The organism is Erwinia sp. Leaf53 (assembly GCF_001422605.1).
GTDB lineage: Bacteria > Pseudomonadota > Gammaproteobacteria > Enterobacterales > Enterobacteriaceae > Erwinia.
In genome coordinates this window covers 357,489-375,210 of the sequence record NZ_LMLK01000003.1, presented here as the reverse complement: position 1 = coordinate 375,210, position 17,722 = coordinate 357,489, and the positions used below count along the sequence as shown (strand labels likewise).

Annotated in this window: 15 protein-coding genes; 5 read left to right on the top strand and 10 right to left on the bottom strand. The window is 58.1% G+C overall.

Features of this window, described 5'->3' with window-relative positions; genetic code table 11:
- Positions 1-70 precede the first annotated feature (70 nt).
- Together ASF13_RS05475 and ASF13_RS05470 are read right to left on the bottom strand one after the other, a co-directional pair.
- Complete coding sequence (locus ASF13_RS05475; protein WP_056233385.1) at positions 71-1,195, bottom strand: S-(hydroxymethyl)glutathione dehydrogenase/class III alcohol dehydrogenase; 1,125 nt, start codon at positions 1,193-1,195, stop codon at positions 71-73.
- Between the two features lie 84 nt (positions 1,196-1,279).
- Complete coding sequence (locus ASF13_RS05470; protein WP_056233382.1) at positions 1,280-2,158, bottom strand: LysR family transcriptional regulator; 879 nt, start codon at positions 2,156-2,158, stop codon at positions 1,280-1,282.
- A 103-nt stretch (positions 2,159-2,261) separates the two neighbouring features.
- On the opposite strand from ASF13_RS05470, the gene ASF13_RS05465 reads away from it, so the two are divergent.
- From ASF13_RS05465 to yeiB, 3 genes are all read left to right on the top strand, one after another.
- A complete protein-coding gene (locus tag ASF13_RS05465) occupies positions 2,262-3,395 on the top strand; it encodes a YbfB/YjiJ family MFS transporter (RefSeq protein ID WP_056233380.1) in 1,134 nt (377 codons plus the stop codon).
- A 125-nt stretch (positions 3,396-3,520) separates the two neighbouring features.
- Complete coding sequence (folE, locus tag ASF13_RS05460; protein WP_056233378.1) at positions 3,521-4,186, top strand: GTP cyclohydrolase I FolE; 666 nt, start codon at positions 3,521-3,523, stop codon at positions 4,184-4,186.
- 53 nt (positions 4,187-4,239) lie between these two features.
- A complete protein-coding gene (gene yeiB / locus ASF13_RS05455; RefSeq protein ID WP_056233377.1) occupies positions 4,240-5,379 on the top strand; it encodes a DUF418 domain-containing protein YeiB in 1,140 nt (379 codons plus the stop codon).
- A 24-nt stretch (positions 5,380-5,403) separates the two neighbouring features.
- Here the strand turns inward: yeiB and ASF13_RS24230 are convergent, their stop codons facing one another.
- On the bottom strand, positions 5,404-5,604 hold the full coding sequence (locus ASF13_RS24230) for a hypothetical protein (RefSeq protein ID WP_146005499.1): 201 nt from the start codon (positions 5,602-5,604) through the stop codon (positions 5,404-5,406).
- Between the two features lie 910 nt (positions 5,605-6,514).
- Between ASF13_RS24230 and ASF13_RS05450 the strand changes: the two genes are divergently transcribed.
- Positions 6,515-7,720 (top strand): diguanylate phosphodiesterase, encoded by a 1,206-nt coding sequence (locus tag ASF13_RS05450; RefSeq protein ID WP_056233375.1) that lies wholly within the window; start codon positions 6,515-6,517, stop codon positions 7,718-7,720.
- A gap of 555 nt (positions 7,721-8,275) precedes the next feature.
- A complete protein-coding gene (locus tag ASF13_RS05445; protein ID WP_146005498.1) occupies positions 8,276-8,857 on the top strand; it encodes a hypothetical protein in 582 nt (193 codons plus the stop codon).
- A gap of 97 nt (positions 8,858-8,954) precedes the next feature.
- Here ASF13_RS05445 and ASF13_RS05440 read toward each other — a convergent pair whose 3' ends face one another.
- The 7 genes from ASF13_RS05440 to ASF13_RS05410 form a co-directional block, all read right to left on the bottom strand.
- Entirely contained in the window at positions 8,955-10,244 is a 1,290-nt protein-coding gene (locus tag ASF13_RS05440) for an HlyD family secretion protein (protein WP_056233372.1), read from the bottom strand.
- Positions 10,241-12,355 (bottom strand): peptidase domain-containing ABC transporter, encoded by a 2,115-nt coding sequence (locus ASF13_RS05435; protein ID WP_056233488.1) that lies wholly within the window; start codon positions 12,353-12,355, stop codon positions 10,241-10,243. Before ASF13_RS05435 ends, ASF13_RS05440 begins: the two co-directional genes overlap by 4 nt.
- Before the next feature lie 65 nt (positions 12,356-12,420).
- Positions 12,421-12,606, bottom strand: a complete 186-nt coding sequence (locus ASF13_RS05430) for a hypothetical protein (RefSeq protein ID WP_056233371.1) — start codon at positions 12,604-12,606, stop codon at positions 12,421-12,423.
- A 46-nt stretch (positions 12,607-12,652) separates the two neighbouring features.
- Positions 12,653-12,847, bottom strand: a complete 195-nt coding sequence (locus ASF13_RS05425; RefSeq protein ID WP_056233370.1) for a hypothetical protein — start codon at positions 12,845-12,847, stop codon at positions 12,653-12,655.
- A gap of 25 nt (positions 12,848-12,872) precedes the next feature.
- Complete coding sequence (locus ASF13_RS05420) at positions 12,873-13,580, bottom strand: fimbria/pilus periplasmic chaperone (protein ID WP_056233367.1); 708 nt, start codon at positions 13,578-13,580, stop codon at positions 12,873-12,875.
- Complete coding sequence (locus ASF13_RS05415; RefSeq protein ID WP_056233366.1) at positions 13,571-15,163, bottom strand: hypothetical protein; 1,593 nt, start codon at positions 15,161-15,163, stop codon at positions 13,571-13,573. Before ASF13_RS05415 ends, ASF13_RS05420 begins: the two co-directional genes overlap by 10 nt.
- Positions 15,160-17,715, bottom strand: a complete 2,556-nt coding sequence (locus ASF13_RS05410; protein ID WP_082502290.1) for a CS1-pili formation C-terminal domain-containing protein — start codon at positions 17,713-17,715, stop codon at positions 15,160-15,162. The genes ASF13_RS05415 and ASF13_RS05410 overlap by 4 nt, the downstream gene beginning before the upstream one ends.
- Between the last annotated feature and the right edge of the window lie 7 nt (positions 17,716-17,722).

Below are 17,722 nucleotides of genomic sequence, written 5' to 3'. Positions count from 1 at the left end.
GTCTATGCTCCCGGGGATGTCCTCACTTGCCGCCTTGATACAACACCTTCTGTTTAGGCAAAATTTCTAATCATTTATCGAAATGAATCACCGTACGGATCGATTTGCCTTCGTGCATCAGATCGAACGCTTCGTTGATCTGCTCCAGCGGCAGGGTGTGGGTGATAAAGTCGTTAAGCTGGAAGTCGCCGTCCATATAGCGCTGGACGATGCCCGGCAGCTCGGTACGGCCCTTCACGCCGCCGAAGGCGGAACCGCGCCACACGCGGCCGGTGACCAGCTGGAACGGACGGGTGGCGATCTCTTCACCGGCACCGGCAACGCCGATAATCACCGATTCGCCCCAGCCCTTGTGGCAGCACTCCAGCGCCGCACGCATCACGTTAACGTTACCGATGCACTCGAAGGAGAAGTCAACGCCGCCGTCGGTCATCTCAACGATCACCTCCTGGATTGGCTTATCGAAATCTTTCGGGTTGATCAGGTCGGTCGCACCCAGCTTACGCGCCAGGTCAAACTTACTGGTGTTCAGATCGATGCCGATGATCCGGCCGGCCTTCGCCATTTTCGCGCCGATAATCGCCGACAGGCCGATGCCGCCGAGGCCGAAGATTGCCACGGTATCGCCTTCTTTAACTTTGGCGGTGTTCAGCACCGCGCCCATACCGGTGGTGACGCCACAGCCGAGCAGGCACACTTCTTCCAGCGGCGCTTCTTTGCTGATTTTCGCCAGCGAGATCTCCGGTACCACGGTGTACTCAGAGAAGGTGGAGGTGCCCATATAGTGGAAGATCGGCTGGCCGTCTTTAAAGAAGCGGGTGGTGCCGTCCGGCATCAGGCCCTTGCCCTGGGTGGTACGGATCGCCTGGCACAGGTTGGTTTTACCGGACAGGCAGAACTTACACTGGCGACACTCCGGGGTGTACAGCGGGATCACGTGATCGCCCACCGCCACGCTGGTGACGCCTTCGCCGACCGCTTCAACAATACCGCCGCCCTCGTGGCCGAGCACCGCCGGGAACACGCCCTCCGGATCTTTGCCGGAGAGGGTGTAGGCGTCGGTATGGCAGACGCCGGTGGCGGTGATGCGCACCAGCACTTCGCCCTTCTGCGGTGGCATCAGATCCAGTTCTTCAATCTTCAGGGGTTCGCCGGCTGCCCAGGCAACGGCCGCACGCGTTTTAATCATCTGCATTTCTTGCTCCTGTGGTCGCCTCACGCCGGGGTGCGGTCGTGGGCGGTGGGGTATAGATTCAGTCTGGCTATCGGAAAAAATCCATTAAGCGCTCGACTTCTCATCAAACTGCTCAATAATCAGGTACTTTAGCGCTTTCACATTGGGGGTGAAGGCATCACGCCGCCACACCAGCCAGGTGGCGGTATCGCGCAGCTCCGCCGGTAACGGGTGCTGACGCACCCGCTGGTGGCCGGGCAGCAGCGCCAGCACCGACGCCGGCAGCATCGCCAGCCCGGCACCGCTGGCGACGCAGGCCAGCATCGCGTGGTAAGAGGAGATCTCCATGACCGCGCCGTGTTGCACACCGGCTTCGCGATACCAGTTTTCAAAACGGCTGCGATAGGAACAGCTGTTGCGAAAGGTAAACAGCGTTGCGGCGGCGGCGTCGGCTGGCTGGCCGATCGGCGGATGATCCAGGCTGCTGATCAACAGCATCTGCTCAGGAAACGCCACGCAGCTGTTGAGGTCGTCGCCGCTAACCGGGCCATCGGCCAGCGCCGCGGCCAGCGTACCGGCGCGCACCCGATCGATAATCTCGCCGGAGGTGCCGGTGGTCAGCGCCAGCGTCACCGCCGGATAGCGCTGGTGAAAGGCGGCCAGCAGCTCCGGCAGGCGGCTGGCGGCGGTGCTCTCCATCGAGCCGAGGGCAAAATGACCGGCCGGTTCGCCGCTGTGGGTCATCGCCAGCGCCTCTTCGCTCAGCGCCAGAATGCGCTGCGCATAACAGAGAAAATTATGGCCGACCGGTGACAGCCGCAGCCGCTGCTTTTCGCGGATAAACAGATCGCTGCCCAGCTCCTCTTCCAGCTGGCGCAGGCGGGTGGTGAGGTTCGACGGCACGCGGTTCAGCTGCTCCGCGGCGCGTACCACCGAGCCGCTTTCCGCTACCGCGCAGAACATTTTTAGCTGGGTCAGATCCATGTGTTCTCTATTTGTAAGTAACTTGTTTTTAATTATTCACTTTTCGTGAGTATATCCGGCGGATACGCTACAGGCAACCGTTAAAAGAGTAAGGAACATCATCATGGCTGTACGCGTGGCGCTAAGCGCCTTTCTGGCGCTGGTGGTAGCAATGGGCATCGGCCGCTTTGCCTTTACCCCGCAGGTCCCTTTAATGATAGCTGAACATCAGCTGACGCTGACCAGCGCCGCGGTGGTGGCGGCGCTTAACTATCTTGGCTACCTGTGCGGTTCATTTGACGCTATGCGCGCCCGGCGGCAGGTGGAGTGGCGGCTGCAGGCCGGCGTGTGGGGCGGGGTGGCACTGACGCTGCTCTCAGGTGCGGTGGAAGGGCCGTGGCTGCACGGACTGCTGCGCTTTGTTATCGGCTGGGCCAGCGGCTGGGCGATGGTGCTGGTGGCGGCGTGGAGCAATGAGGTGTTGCACCGTTACCAGCGCCCTGGGCTCAGCGCCCTGGTGTTTGCCGGGCCGGGTACCGGCATTTTCCTCAGCGGCCTGCTGGCGGTTTGGCTGCACGGTAAGGCAGCCAGCGCGGCCTGGGCCTGGCTGGCCTATGGGGTGCTGGCGCTGCTGCTGGTGGTGAGCATCGCCCGTTCGTTGCCCCGGCGCGGCGATCTGCACCGGCCGCAGAGCGTGCCGGAGCCGCTGGTGCTGACGCCGGGGCTGAAGCGGCTGGTGCTGAGCTACAGCCTGGCGGGCTTCGGCTATATTCTGCCGGCCACCTTTCTGTCGCAGATGGCCAGCGAACGCTTTCCTGGCATCGTCTCTCAGTTTGTCTGGCCGGTGTTTGGCGGCGCAGCGGTGCTGGGGATCCTGCTCGGCATTCTTACCCGCCGCGTGGGGCAGAGCAACCGGCGGCTGGCGGTGATCCTCTGGCTGCAGGGGGCGGGGGTGCTGGCCAGCGACCGGCTGCCGGGTCTGGCCGGGCTGCTGGTGGGGGCGCTGCTGGTGGGCGGCGGCTTCCTCTGCGTGGTGCAGCTCTCGCTGCAGTATGGCCGTGAACTGGCGCCGGAGCACAGCCGCTATATGGCCGGCCTGCTGACCACCGGCTATGCCATCGGCCAGCTCGCCGGGCCGCTGCTGTCGGCGATCGCTACCGCGTTGACCGGGCAGCTGGCTCCGGCGCTGTACGTGGCCGCCGCCGCACTGCTGCTGGCAGGTATACTGGTCTGGCGGCGCGCTGGCGGCGTCAGTTGACACTGTTTTATCACTGACAGGGTTGATTCACTGGATTACGCGGCCAATGTGTACCAGAATACCGCCTCAGAATTCCCGGCCGGGCGCGCGATGCCCGGCTTTTACCTGCCGGAGAAGAAAAGCACATGGCGACGTTGAGTCAGGAAGCCACACTTGTTCACGAGGCGCTGCTCGCCCGTGGTCTGGAAACCCCGTTACGTGCGCCAGCACGTGAAATGGATGATGAAACCCGCCGCGGGCTGATCGCCGGCCATATGACCGAGATTATGCAGCTGCTGAACCTCGATCTGACCGATGACAGCCTGATGGAAACGCCGAAACGTATCGCAAAAATGTACGTTAACGAGGTGTTTTCCGGCCTGGACTACGCCAACTTCCCGAAAATCACCCTGATCGAAAACAAGATGAAGGTTGATGAGATGGTGACGGTGCGCGACATTACGCTGACCAGCACCTGCGAGCACCACTTTGTGATTATCGACGGTAAGGCCACGGTGGCCTATATCCCGAAAGACAAGGTGATTGGCCTGTCGAAGATTAACCGCATCGTGCAGTTCTTCTCCTCGCGCCCGCAGGTGCAGGAGCGTCTGACCCAGCAGATCCTGCTGGCGCTGCAGACCCTGCTCGGCACCAACAACGTCGCCGTTTCTATTGACGCGGTGCACTACTGCGTGAAGGCGCGCGGCATCCGCGACGCCACCAGCGCCACGACCACCACCTCGCTGGGCGGCCTGTTTAAGTCCAGCCAGAACACCCGTCAGGAGTTCCTGCGCGCGGTGCGCCACAGCTAATTAGCCTTACCCGGCGGGGCGCCCGGAGCGCTCCGCCTGACGGAACCTCCATCATGCCCCGCATCGTAACCCTCGACTTTATCCGTGGCATTGCCATCCTTGGCATTCTGCTGATGAACATTATCGCCTTTGCGCTGCCGAAAGCCGCTTACGTCAATCCGGCCTGGCAGGGGATGCCCACCGTCGGTGAGTTTCTGGTCTGGGCGGCGCAGGATCTGCTGGCGCAGGCCAAATTTCTCACCCTGTTTGCCATGCTGTTCGGTGCCGGCCTGCAGCTGCTGCTGCCGCGTGGCGGGCGCTGGCTGCAGTCACGCCTTATCTGGCTGTGCGTGTTGGGTCTGCTGCACGGGCTGCTGCTGTGGGAGGGGGATATTCTGCTGGCCTACGGGCTGACCGGCCTGCTGGTGTGGCGGATGATCCGCGATGTGGCGACGCCTCGTCAGCTGATTAACACCGGCCTGCTGCTGTATCTGGTTGGCAGCGGAGTGCTGGTGGTGCTGGGTATGGGGGCCGGTTCACAGCCGGGTAGCGGCTGGCTGCCGGGGGCGGCAGCGGTTCAGTACGAAACCTTCTGGCGCACCCACGGCGGCAGCGAGGCGCTGCTGAACCGGCTGGATATGGTCGGTGATGCGCTGATCGCGCTGGCGGTACAGTACGTCTGGCAGCTGGCGGGATTGATGATGATCGGCGCTGCGCTGATGCGTAACGGCTGGTTGCAGGGGCACTTCGACACGGCCCACTACCGCCGCACCGGATGGCGACTGGTGGCGGCCGGGATGGCGATTGAGCTGCCGTCAATCGTACTGCAGTACCTGACCGGCTGGGATTTCCGCTGGAGCGGTTTTTTCCTGCAGGTGCCGCGTGAGATCGGCGCCCCGCTGCAGTCGCTGGGCTACGCCGCGCTGTGCTTCGGCTACTGGCCGGCCCTGCCGGAGCGTTTAACCGCGGCGGTTAGCCGGGTAGGCCGCATGGCGCTCTCCAGCTACCTGCTGCAGACGCTGATTTGTACCACGCTGTTTAACAGTCTGGGGTGGTTTAACCAGTTCAGCCGCGCGCAGCTGCTGCTGATGGTGCCGGCAATCTGGGCAGTCAATCTGCTGTTCTCGTGGCTGTGGCTCAAGCGGTTCAGACAGGGGCCGCTGGAGTGGCTGTGGCGTTGGCTGACGCAGCGCTGCGGCGGCAGCGTCCGCTGAGGCGATCAAACGGCGGGAAGAGGGCTAGGTGAAGTATTCTCCCAGCAGGCTGCGTGCCCGGATGCAGACGCGTTGCCGCCGGGAGTCGGTGGTCTGGCCGCCAAGAAGGGTCAGCGTGGCGATCAGGCTGAGCCGGGTCACCGGCTGCCCGGCTTTGATGATGGTCGTTACCGCCGCGCCCATCACGGCGCGGAGTTCATCTGTTTCGCTTAAACCTGTCGACATATTATCCCTCGCCTGGCCGCTGCGTTTTGTTGTTTAACTGAGCAATCAAATTTATTTCTCACAGGCAGGACAAAAGCCGCCGGAGTTTGCGTGTATTCCATCATGCACAGAAAAGAACAATAAAGAACAGTAAATAGCATAATTATTTATCACAGGGGTTGGTACAGCTGAAAACATATCTGTACAATTCATTTTTAACTGTATAATTTGGCGCTGGTTTTTTAGCTGTCACGGGTGTAAATAATTTCATCCGCTGCAAAGGTGATTTAGAAGAGCACTGATTATCATTTCTGATAACTTTCATTCTTTCTGACCGTTATCTTCGAAATATCGTTTTTATCGGCAATCAGTTTGCAACCACTCCTTTTTTTTGACGGGAGTGAAAAGGAGGTGGTGCGGGTGAAACCTCAGGGTTAATGTGGGTCAGAACAGCGTTATTGGTTGATTATTATTCAAATCTCATCATTGTGAACAGAGACACGCACCTGGCCGTACGCAACTCCTGCGGCAAAGTGTGACGCGGCGTCATTCGCCAAAAAAAAAATTTCTCAGCTTAATCACCCGGTAGCCAGCACTGCGCGACTTCCGAAATATCTTAAAATCCACCTCATTTCAGTTAGCAAAAACGATCGTTTAGGTGATTAACAGGTGTTATTTTGCCTAATCACCTCAAAACAGATCAACTTTGCAGCACTCAGGTTAATGTTTTTTACTCCTTCGCAGGGTGATGTCCGACCGTTAAAATTAATAACGCGGTTGTTAATGAGTAAAACAGAGGCGCAGGGGCTATCCCTGTTACATAACAGAGACTTTCAAGTCGTCCATTTTCATGCAAATATTTATTAACCGTTTCATTTTACGCGACTGATTTTTAATACCAGCGCCCCCGATAACCCAACCGGAGCAGCCGATGCTGACCACCATTCTTTACCGTAGTCATCTCGCTGAGCATGTGCCGGTAAAAACTCTGCCCACTCTGGTGAGTAAGGCCAGCGCGTTTAACGCGCATCACCAGGTCACCGGTATCCTGCTGTTTAACGGTACGCACTTTTTTCAGCTGCTGGAGGGGCCATACGAAGGTGTGCAGGCCGTTTACCAGCGCATTTGTGCCGATCAAAAGCACCATAATCTGGTCGAGCTGATGCGCGACTATGCCCCTCTCAGGCGCTTCGGTAACGCCGGGATGGAGCTGTTCGACCTGCGCGATTATGACAAGTCAGAGGTGCTGCAGGCGGTGCTGGATAAAGGCACCACGCGCTATCAGCTGACCTATAACGATCGCGCGCTGCAGTTCCTGCGCACCTTCGTTGAGGCGCGTGAAAAAGAGAATTATTACGAAGTGTTGCCGGGTGAATACTGGGAGTTTGTCGCCGGGCCAGCGGCCGTCCGCGACGCTGCGCCGGCCACCCATGACGCCGGCCACCCGCCGGTACTTTTTCAGCCGATCGTCGATCCGCTGGCGCGGGAGGTCAACGCCGTGGACGGTGAACTGGCGGGCGTGTGCCTGAGCGCAAATGATGCCGTGCAGTTGCCGGACGCCACCGCCGATCTGCAGCGCCTGCAGGATATTCTGGCGGCCTGGAGCGATCGCCGCGATAACAAAACCCTGCTTAACGTCAGCCTGGCCGCGCACACGCTGGCGACGGTGCCTGCGGTGGCGTCGGTGATTGCCCGTCAGGTCAGGGAGGCCGGGCTGGTGCCGGAACAGGTGGTGATCAGCCTCGATGAGAAAATGCTGCCGGCTGACGTTAGCGCGCTGATGTCCGGCGTAATCGCGTTGAAAACTGCCGGTATCAGCTTGTGTATCAACAACTTCGGTGCCGGTGCGGCGGGGCTGTCTTTGCTGACGCGCATTCAGCCGGAACGCTTAAAGATCGATGCCAGCATCATCCGTGACATCCACCGCAGCGGGCCTAAGCAGGCGGTGGTGCAGGCGATTATCCGCTGCTGCTCGGCAATGGAAATTGTCGCGGTCGCTGCCGGTATCACCCAGGCGGAAGAGTGGATGTGGCTGGAGGCGGCAGGGGTGATCAATTTCCAGGGTGAACTGTTTGCCGGGTTTGGTCCGGCCGATGCCGCGCACGTTGCCTGGCCGGAATACCGGGATGTGATTTAAACCATCACTCTTCTGCCCCCGAAAAATCAGGCCGGAGACGTCCGGCTGGAAAAATGGGTTTTTTTAGCTATATTTAATAATGCGATGAGCTGAAAAAGAGAGTATTAACAATATGTTTAATTATCACTCCTGGGGTTATTACAGGAAAGATTTACAGCCTGCGGTGCGCGTAAGATATCTGCTCAGCATCACGTATAGGAATTTTCGTAATGCGAAAAATTCTCTGATGAGTATAATTTGTTCTGACTGTGGAATTTCGATGCTGAAGTTTCAGGTTCCGCCACAAGATATCCCAGCCAGATGACTTTTTGATACAGTCTCAATTAGTGTTTAATTTTTTTCAAAATCAACTTGATAAGACGATATTGCGATACAAACTATTATCCGTATCTTCGGTCGTCCGTCGGTTACCGTCAGCCTGTGGTGTGACCTTAACCCTGATTAATAGCGCAGTCGCAATACAAGTGAGAGCGTAGTCCAAGTCGTTACTCTGTGAAGTGCGCCTTTGCAGGGCTAACTATTCCTAAAGTCTGAGGGAGGTGCCCAGTACGGTTTATGACTGATTCCGAAAAATCGTTTCGAAGATCGGCTTTACAGAACAAGATTATCAAAGTTCTTATGGAGATGAAGCGCGGGGGAATCGCAGCAACGCAGCTGAAATCGATCATTTCCTGGCTGAAAGAACGTGAGGGCGAGAAAACGTTCGATTCAAACGTTCGCCGGTCGATATTCAGATTGAAAGAGGCAGGGCTGCTGCAGTTTACCGTCAGCAATGGTACGCCTTTCGATATCAGCCTGACCGAGCAGGGTTACCTGCAGGGGCTGAATATCTCGCAAAAGGTGACCCTGGCGCACGATGCGTTTAAATCTTCTACGCTGTGTATTTCGCTCCCCGTACGTTTGGGGACGGTGCTGGCGACGGATAAGGAGGTAAACATTGATACACACACCTATTCTGTCAGCCGGGCTGATTTTGTTATCCGCAACGATGGCAAAACCTGTCTGCAGCTGAGTAATAAGCAGGGCGAGGTCAAACTGATTGACGGCCCACCGCTGGTCATCGCCCGTTGGTATAAACAGGTGCTTGAGGCGGGGGTTGCCGGCGGTGTACAGATCAACGAAGGTAAACCGGGTTGATTAATGCCCGACCTCGCCAGTAATACAGAGAAGGCGGCTACCACGGTGTGGGTGGCCGCCGTTTTTTTATAACGCTGTTTTAATCAGATTCCGGTGATTATGCATCACCATAGCCCAGGAAACGCGTGCGTATCCGGTTTAACGGTGCAATTAACAGCGCGATCACCGGCCGGGTATCCAGCACCACATCCGCCGAGAAAGTCATTCCGTCCATGATCAGACGCGTCTGGCGATCGGCATCGATAAAACTGGCTGGCAGGTCAATGCGTGCCAGATACCAGCTCTGCCCCTGAGGCAGCGGGAGCAGCGCAGATTTGGCGTCAATGCTCACCGGATAGAACGCCTTCAGCCGTGCGTTAACGGCACCGTACTTGTCCACTGGCCAGGCGTCAAAATGGACCCTGACCCGTTCCCCTTCACGAATGCGTCCGGCACCGGAGGAGGGAATGTAGATATAACCTTCCAGCGGGCTGTTGAGATGCTGGCGTACCACCATTACCACTTCATTCTCCTGACCGACCGCATGGCCGGGCGGAAAATTGATCGCCACCACGTAGCCGCTGGCGGGTGCCAGCATTGATAGCGTTTTGCTACCGCGGCTGGCCAGCGTGCGCTCAATCTCGCTGATACGGTTGCGTAAGCTGAGGGACTGGTTAGCCAGCTCGTTGAACTGGACCTTGTGATTATCGGCCAGCTCGCGCTGGTTGCTCTTTAACTGCAGTAAGCCGGACTCCTCCTGCTGCAGATTCAGTTCGGCGTTCAGGTAGTCGTTGTTGTGCTTGTTCAGTTCGTTATGCGCTACGTAGCCCTCATGCTGCATTTTCTGCCAGGCCTCCAGCGTGGCACGAGTATTGCTGACCAGCGCACGACTCTGGCGAATCTTAATGCGGGCGGCCGCTATCTGCCGGTCGATCAGCAACTGCTGTTGCTGCAAATTGTCCTTCAGCTGGGTGACGGACTGCGCCAGCTCCTCAATGCGCGTCTGTGCCTCCTGCTGTTCCTGACGGTAACGCGCGGCTTCAAAAGCCGGCACCGATCCCTGCTGGCCACCATAGTCCTGCGCCACCGTAAACAACACCTGATTCTTCTCTACCCGCTGACCCAGTTTTACCGGAATATCGACAAGGGTGCCGGCCACCCGGGCGCGGATTTGTGCCTCACCGGCGCTGCTGATGACGGTGCCCCGTGCCTGGGTGGTTTCCGAAAAGGTCATGACCACTGACCAGACTAACAGGCTGACGATAAACGCCGTCAGCAACAGACCCAACCGCGATAAGCCGGGGACGTTAACCGGGTAGATGCGGGAGAAGCGCTTCGCAGAAACCTGACCCGGCGGCAGCGGTGCCTGCTGCTGATAGCGCCGTGCCAGCCAGTTGAGGAAGCTCATGCCAGCACCTCCGCTGCATCCACCGCTGCCAGTGACCCGTTTTCCAGACTGAGCAGCTGTCCCTGCTGGTAGACCCGTTCCGGCGAGTGGGTCACCAGAACCAGACCGATGCCTGAGCCCCTCAGGTTCGCCAGCACGTGCTGTGCTGTTACCTTGTCGAGGTTAGCGGTGACCTCATCGCACAGCAGCCAGTCGGGCTTTGAGTAGAGCGCCCGCGCCAGCACCAGCCGCTGTACTTCCCCGGCGGAGAAAAACGGGCTGCCGGGGACAAACGGCGTCTCATAGCCGTGGGGAAGGGCGTCGACGATGGTGTCAATTTCGGCCAGCCTGCAGGCGGATCTGACCCGGGGATGGTCGATCTCAGCGGCAAAGCTGGCGACATTCTCGGCAAGGGTGCCGGTAAACAGCGTATCGTCAGCGTGAACGATGCGAATACGCTCACGAAGTGAGCTCAGCTGCCAGTCGGTCACCGGCCGCTGGTTGATGCGGATCTCGCCGCTGCTGTGGTTGAGCATGCCGCAGATCAGGCGCAGGAAGGTGGTTTTACCCGATCCGCTGCGGCCAATGATCACCGTTTCCTGCTCGCGCTTCAGGCACAGGCTGAGATTTTTCAGCGTTGCCGCTTTTGCCGGCCAGCTAAAGCTGACGTCGTCGAACTCAATATTCGCCACCGGGCCCAGCGGAAGATCGCCGAAACGCTCTGCTTCCTGCGGATAGTGTATCAGGTCGGCCAGACGCTCCAGTGGCCCTCGCAGCGAAGATTTTTCTAACAGCTTTTGCGCGATCTGCATCACCCCATCGGCGAAGTAGCGTTTGTAGCTGAGGTAGGCAAAGAGCATGCCGAGGGTCATGCTGCCCTGCATCACCGACCAGGCGCCGTAGCCGACCACGATTAGCTGTTCGATGTTGATAACCGCCAGCGAGGTGGCGTCAAAGCGGGCCAGCAATCGCTCTTTCTTAATCAGTGCGGCTATATGCTGGCGCATCGCCACTTCCAGCACCTGGCTGAGGTTGGCCTCCATATTGTTCGCCTTTAGCGTAATGATGCCTTTTTGCGTCTCCACCAGCAGTGATTCATATTCAGCGGTTTTAAGGATTGACCGATCGACCGCCCGCTGCCATGGGCCGATTAGCATAAAACGCAGCATAAAAAACAGTGCCATTGACACCAGCGTAATCATCGCGATCTGCAGATTGTAGAACAGCATAAACACCAGGCTGCACAGTGCCATCAGCGCGGAGGAGAGCATAGCGATATAGCCGTTGCTGATAAATTCGGCGCAGGCGTGCAGCGACTTTTCCACCGCCAGAATAATGCCACTCGGCCGGGTACGGAACCATGACGGATGAGCACGAAGCAGCAGGCTACGCACGGTCTGGCTCAGGTCGTCATAGGCGAAGTTACGCATACAGATTTCCAGTATCTGTTTTAGCAGGCGGCTGGCAACGTCGAAGACAAAGACGATGGCAAACACCAGCGTCAGCAGTATCACCAGATCGTAATCGTTGCGTGCCACCGCTTCATCCACCACCAGCTGCAGATAGGAAGGCGAGATCAACATCAGCAGCAGGCAGAACAGTGAAAACAGCAGCAACGCCAGCTGTCGCCGGTGCAGGTGGCCGATCAGGCCGCTCAGTGCGCCGAGGCGCAGCGTCTGTTCCGGCTGCGCCTCCTGACGGATAAAGACCGGTCCCGGCTGCAGCTCCAGTACGTAACCGGAAAACAGCGCGGCGGCTTCCCGATGGCGATAGTGCCTGACGCCGCTGGCCGGGTCGTGAACGGTAACCTGCTTCGCGCTGAAGTGGGTAATGACCACAAAATGGTGGCCGCGCCAGAAGGCGATGGCCGGCAGGCGGATTTCTGTCAGTTCAGCAAAGGTGCCCTGCAGCACCCGTCCGGTGAAGCCGTAGCCTGTTGACCAGTTGAGCAGGTCAAACAACGAGGTACCGGCCTCTTCGGAGACGCTATGCTGACGGCGCAGCTGGCTGAGCGAGGCGTGATGGCCGTAGTGCCCCAGCAGCATTGCCAGGCAGGCGAGGCCGCATTCCGTGTACTCATGCTGGCGGATCATCGGGGTGGTCAGTTCTTTTTTATGGCTAAACAGAAACATAAAGTGGCGTGTCTTATTGAGTGAAAAAAAGGCCCGCATAGGCGGGCCTGAAACGCTATAACCGGTTAAGCGGAAACGAGGCCGGCAATTAAGCCTCCGAGAAAGCCTAACGCCCCGGTGACCGTGCCGCCCAGCGGGCCGAGGATCTTATTTCCGACGTCAAAGCATTTTCTTGCGCCGGAAAGGGCGGCACCAAAAGGATCCCAGCCGCCCACAATTTTCTCTGCCTGTTGTTCACTTACTGCTCGCATAATTAATTCCCTCTGTTATGTATCTGAAAGAGTTGCCAATTGTTAATCACTTAAAACTGCCTACCAGCGCCCCGAGGAAACCGCCAATGCCGCAGACAATACCGCCGACCAGGCCACCCAGGATCCCCATAACATCAGAGCCGGTTTCATAACCCAGCTGCGCACCCTTAATCAGCCCCTCAACGGGGTTCATAGCACCGCCCACCACGCGCTGCGCTTGCGTAAAAGAGATGACTTTCATGTATTACGTCCTTTGTTTTGTGTACTTACTGCTTAAGACCAATGCCACCTGGCATTGACCGGTTTTTTCCTGTTTCGTCACAGTGACTGACAGGAATAATCTGGTTTTCAAAAACGACGATCTTTTTGGCACCGCGTTCAGCCGGCTGAAACGACCAGCTCTCTCCCGGGGCCAGATAGATCGCCTGCTGATATTTTTTACTGCAGCCCTGAGCCGCCATGTACTTAAAGTAACTGTTGCCGGTATTGATGATTTCGCTGTCGGTTATCCGGTAGCTGAAGCGCAGGCGCGCCGGCCGGACAATCACAATTGCCGAGATGGCGATGCGGAAATCGGAACGGGTCTGCGCATTACCGGACGGTAGCGGTACCGCAGCCAGCGGGGTTTCGGTAAACGTGACCCGGTAATAACGCTCCCGATCGTCTTTCGGGCCGCTGTAATAGAGCTTGAACCCGGCCCGCTCCCCCGGCGACAGCAACAGCTTTTGCGGCGACCACATCAGGCTGCCGTCGTTAATTTCGCTCTCCGTTCCCTGCGCTTTGGGCACGCTGACCTGCACCATGCTCAGGGTGTAAATGCTGCGCCGCGGGCCGTTATTGCTGAGCGGAACAAAGCGCACCTGCTTTTCCGGATTGAGGTCAATGTTCAGATCTTCAAGCAGCAGAGCCGATGTGCGGGCCGGTAGCAGGCTGCAGGCGGCGAACAGCCAGGCTGCCGCGCGACCTATTTCCATGTGGCTTTAACCTCAATGGTGCCTTCGGCGTCAACTACGCCATCCCAGGAATCTCCTGAGAAGGTTTTGGTCGAGACTGGATCGTTCATGGTAAAGCCGAGGATCAGCGGCGCACGCCACAGGGTGTAGCCGTTGATGCCTGACGGCTGTTGCTCCCAGGACGTCGGCGAGTGACTCGGATCGGGGATAGCTATTTTTTGCCCGTTGCAGCTTTGCGGGTAGCGCTGCTGCCCCAGCCCGGCCAGCAGAAAGCCCGGTACCGGCACCGTAACGTTGCTGGCGGCCCCGACGCCGCGGAACAGGCAGTAATCCTGGCCCCGCAGGGCCTGGCTGCTGCCGGTAACGCTGACACTTATCGCCATGGCCGGCTCTTTGGCAGTGGTCAGCAGCGTAAAGGGGATGGTGACCGGTTTACTGTCGCCAATTTTGCCCTTACCGCTGCCGCCGAAGCCGTTGGGATCAAGCTTATAGTCGGGGTTATCCGGGCGGATCTCGATGCTGGGTGCAATCGGCCGGATACTTACGCCCTCGCCGGGTTTGAAACAGAAGTCGGCGCCGATGCGGCTGTAGTCCGGATTGAGGCACAGGGTGACGATATCGGTCAGATCGCTGGCCTGGCCCTGGGTGGCCACCGCCATAATAAAGTCGTTAGGGAAAAACACCTTCATCGTAGCGTTACCGCCATTTTTTGCCGCGGCGGCGATCAGCGAGTTAGCCAGCTGCTTTGCACTCCCCGATGTGGCGTTCGACAGTGAGCTCCATAGTTGCTCATCGAAGGTGTAATCAATGCTTAACCCGCGGTTATTAAACTTAGTGAGCAGCGGGTTGATGCCGCTGGCCGTCAGTTTCAGCGGACCGGCGGAGAGATCGGGCATGCTACCCTGGTAACTGATGTTCAGGATGCTGCACAGCATGCCGGGCATCACCAGCCGGGTGTAGGGCGTACACTGGTTTCTGCTGTTGGCGGTGTGCAGTGAGACTTCACCGCTGATCGGGTCAATAACAAATTCGAGCCGGCTGGCGTTGTGCAGAGTCATATCGCCGCGTTTCAGCAGCGTGTTGCTCTGCGATTTTTCCTCATAACGCCCCTTCACCGACGTATTTATGGTTGTCTTCGCCCCTGGTGGCAGCGTGGCCAGGTAGTGCAGAAAGGTATCGCTGAGGATCAGGCCGTTCGAGCTGTAGATCCCGCCCAGCACGTTGTACTTCAGTGTGATAGCAGTATCGCTAACCGCCACCGGCGGCGTTATACCGCCCGGGCAGCTGACGCAGAAACTGCCCTTGAAGCCGGTGCCGCTAAAGCCTTCAATCTGATATTTCCAGCGGGCATCTTCGTCATAGCTGGCAATACCGGCTTCTGTGACGCTGGCGGGGACATAGGTCGCCACGGTTCTGGCCGGGTTATCGCTGAGTACGGGATACTCTGCCGGGCCGGCCAACAGGGGCGTTCCGGCATTCAGGCTGTAAACGGCGATGCTGTTACCGCCGCCTCTGGCATCATTGCTGTGCACGGCGATATAAGGGAGATCAACTGCCCCGACGGCAAACGTGCTGAACGCCAGTAAACCGATCGCTCTTTTCATGATTTTCTGTTCCCTGCGGATGGATGTGTGGGCTGCAGCGCCAGCTGCTGTGGCTGACAGTGCACGTCTCCGATCCACTGCGCACCGGTTTTCGGTTTAATCTGCAGATCGATAGCGCACTGGCTCTGGTCAGAGGTTTCGATGTTCAGCACCGGGTGCTGCGTATCCACGTCAATAACGAAACGACCGTCGCTGCCGCTCTCCGCCAGGCCGAAGCGGTTCTTGATTTTACGGTTGGCCAGCGGCTGACCCTGACCATCCAGCAGACGGCCGAACACCGTAACAATCTTGCGCACCTGCGGCTGCAGATAGACCACGTTGCCCGGGTAAAGGGTCACGCTGTTTTTGGCACCGCTACTGACCTCATAGCTGTCGAGATCCTCAGCGCTGTTCATCAGCGACAGCTGATAGCGGTTGTAGGCACGCAGCGGGATATAGTTACGGTTGCCGGTCAGCGCCCTGGCAGTGCCGTCTACGTCAAGCATCAGTTTTGCATCGCCCTTCAGACCGGTATCGATCAGCACTCCGGCGTTACCCGGCTCTTTACCGGCGCCGAGATGGCTGCCGGCCAGGCCGAGAGACCCCTGACTGGTCAGCGTCGTGTTCCAGCCGCGCTGGTTGTCGGTTTGTACGCTCAGGCTGTTGCTGTTGTAAGGGGTATCGATATTGGCCAGCACACCGCCGGCCAGATCCCGGCCTACGCCACCTGAAAAGGCTTTCGACAGGTTGGCCGACATACTTTTCAGGTAGTCATTATCAAACTGGCGGCTGGCAGTCATGTTGAGGTTGGTGCCGGCATCCCGCGAGTGCGACAGGCCAACGGAGATGGCGTTGCCAATGGGAATCGCGAAGTCCAGCATCACAAAACGCTCCCGATCATGGCGCGTGGTACGGTTACGGGTCGTGTTGCTGGCCGCTCCGGCACGCATTCTGACGGTGCCATAGCGCCCGGCATAAAGAGACTGCGAGTAATCCAGCCTGCGTCGCACGTAGCCATAGACGGTATCGCGATCTTCATTAAAGGTGACGATGCCGCCGTTATAAAAGCCCACCGACGGGATATTCAGCGCCAGTCCCCAGTTGACGCCCTGCGTTTCATACAGCGCAAGGAAACGCCCTGTTGATAACTTGCTGTAGTTCAGCCATGCGTTACCGGCGTTCCAGGGCAGCGTGACGTTGCTACCCACGTTGGTGCGCTTGCTGCCGTCACTGGAGCTCATACCCTGGGTGTTCAGTGAGAACCAGGAGAGAATTCTGGCGGAGAGCGAAAGCTCGCCAATGGCCTGGTTTTTCAACATATAAGTGGAGAGATTCCACTCAAGACGACGATAGCTCTTGCCGAGCGATACGCCGAGCAGCGACAACATTTCTTTGCGCTTGCGGTCATAGGTCGTTTTAATGTCGTCTTCATTATTAGCCCAGGAGTTATTGCGATGGTAAGCACCGCCCCAGAGCTGCCAGCGTACGTCTTCGGTGATGTCCGCTGAGAACGGCTTGTTGATGTGGAATGGGCTGCGTGACAGAACTTTTCCGCCGCTGACCACTTCGACATCCACGCTGTAGATACCGTAAGGCATCTGTGAGGTATCAATTTCATGGTTGCCGACGTCAAAGCGCTGAATGCCGATCAGCTTGCCTTCGCGGTAGATACGCGCCTCGCCGGCGGTGGCAAAGAACACGACCACCGGCGTTAATGACAGCGACTTCTCACGCTTACGTGAGCTGGCGGCATTGCCGACGGAAAAACCGTAGACTTCACCACCGTCGAGGGCAGTAATATTACCGACCGACTGCATCTTCCAGCTGTCCAGAACGCCGGCCGCATAGCGCATGCCTTTGTAGTCACGCTCCCACAGCGCGGCGTTGATGCGCCCGCCGCGATCGGATGAGAAACTGTTACCGACATACATTGCGGAGTCGACGATCAGATGATCGATACCGCGCGACAGCAGAGCGTTAGCGTTGAGGTAGCCTGAGTTACTGGTCATCCCCCGGGCGCTACGACTGCTGTAGCCGCCAAACTGGTAACTGAGCGTCGAGGACAGCCCCTGTGACGTTGGGTCATCGATATCATACTGTCGGGGTTTTATTCTGATGCCGTAGCCCTGCTGTAACACGTGCAGGATCAGCCGCATTCTGACGACGTCGAGCGTAAACCATGCCCAGGGTGTGATTGTCATCTTCATTTGCGGGTCAAACTTACGATCGCTGTCGCCGCCAAGCAGCGTCAGCAGTTCCGGGGAGAGGCGCACGTCGCTATCGTTGTTTTCAATCATTACGTTGCGCAGCCCCAGCCGATCGGCGTCGGTAAATAGCGAAGCGCGGCCGATCTGCAGATAGCAGGTATCATTACAGGGGGCGGCGGCGTCGGTGCCTGCCGGGCGATTTTCCAGTAGCACCGGGACGTCGAGCCCGCTCTTCAGCATTCCCCACAGCGCGGCTGGGAAACGATACTGGGATGCCTCGTGCGCCGGTGCAGGGTGAACTTCTGCCCGGACAAACGGAGACAGTGCAAGGAAAGGAAACAGCCAGGGGGCGAAGGTGAATTTCATTGCGGCC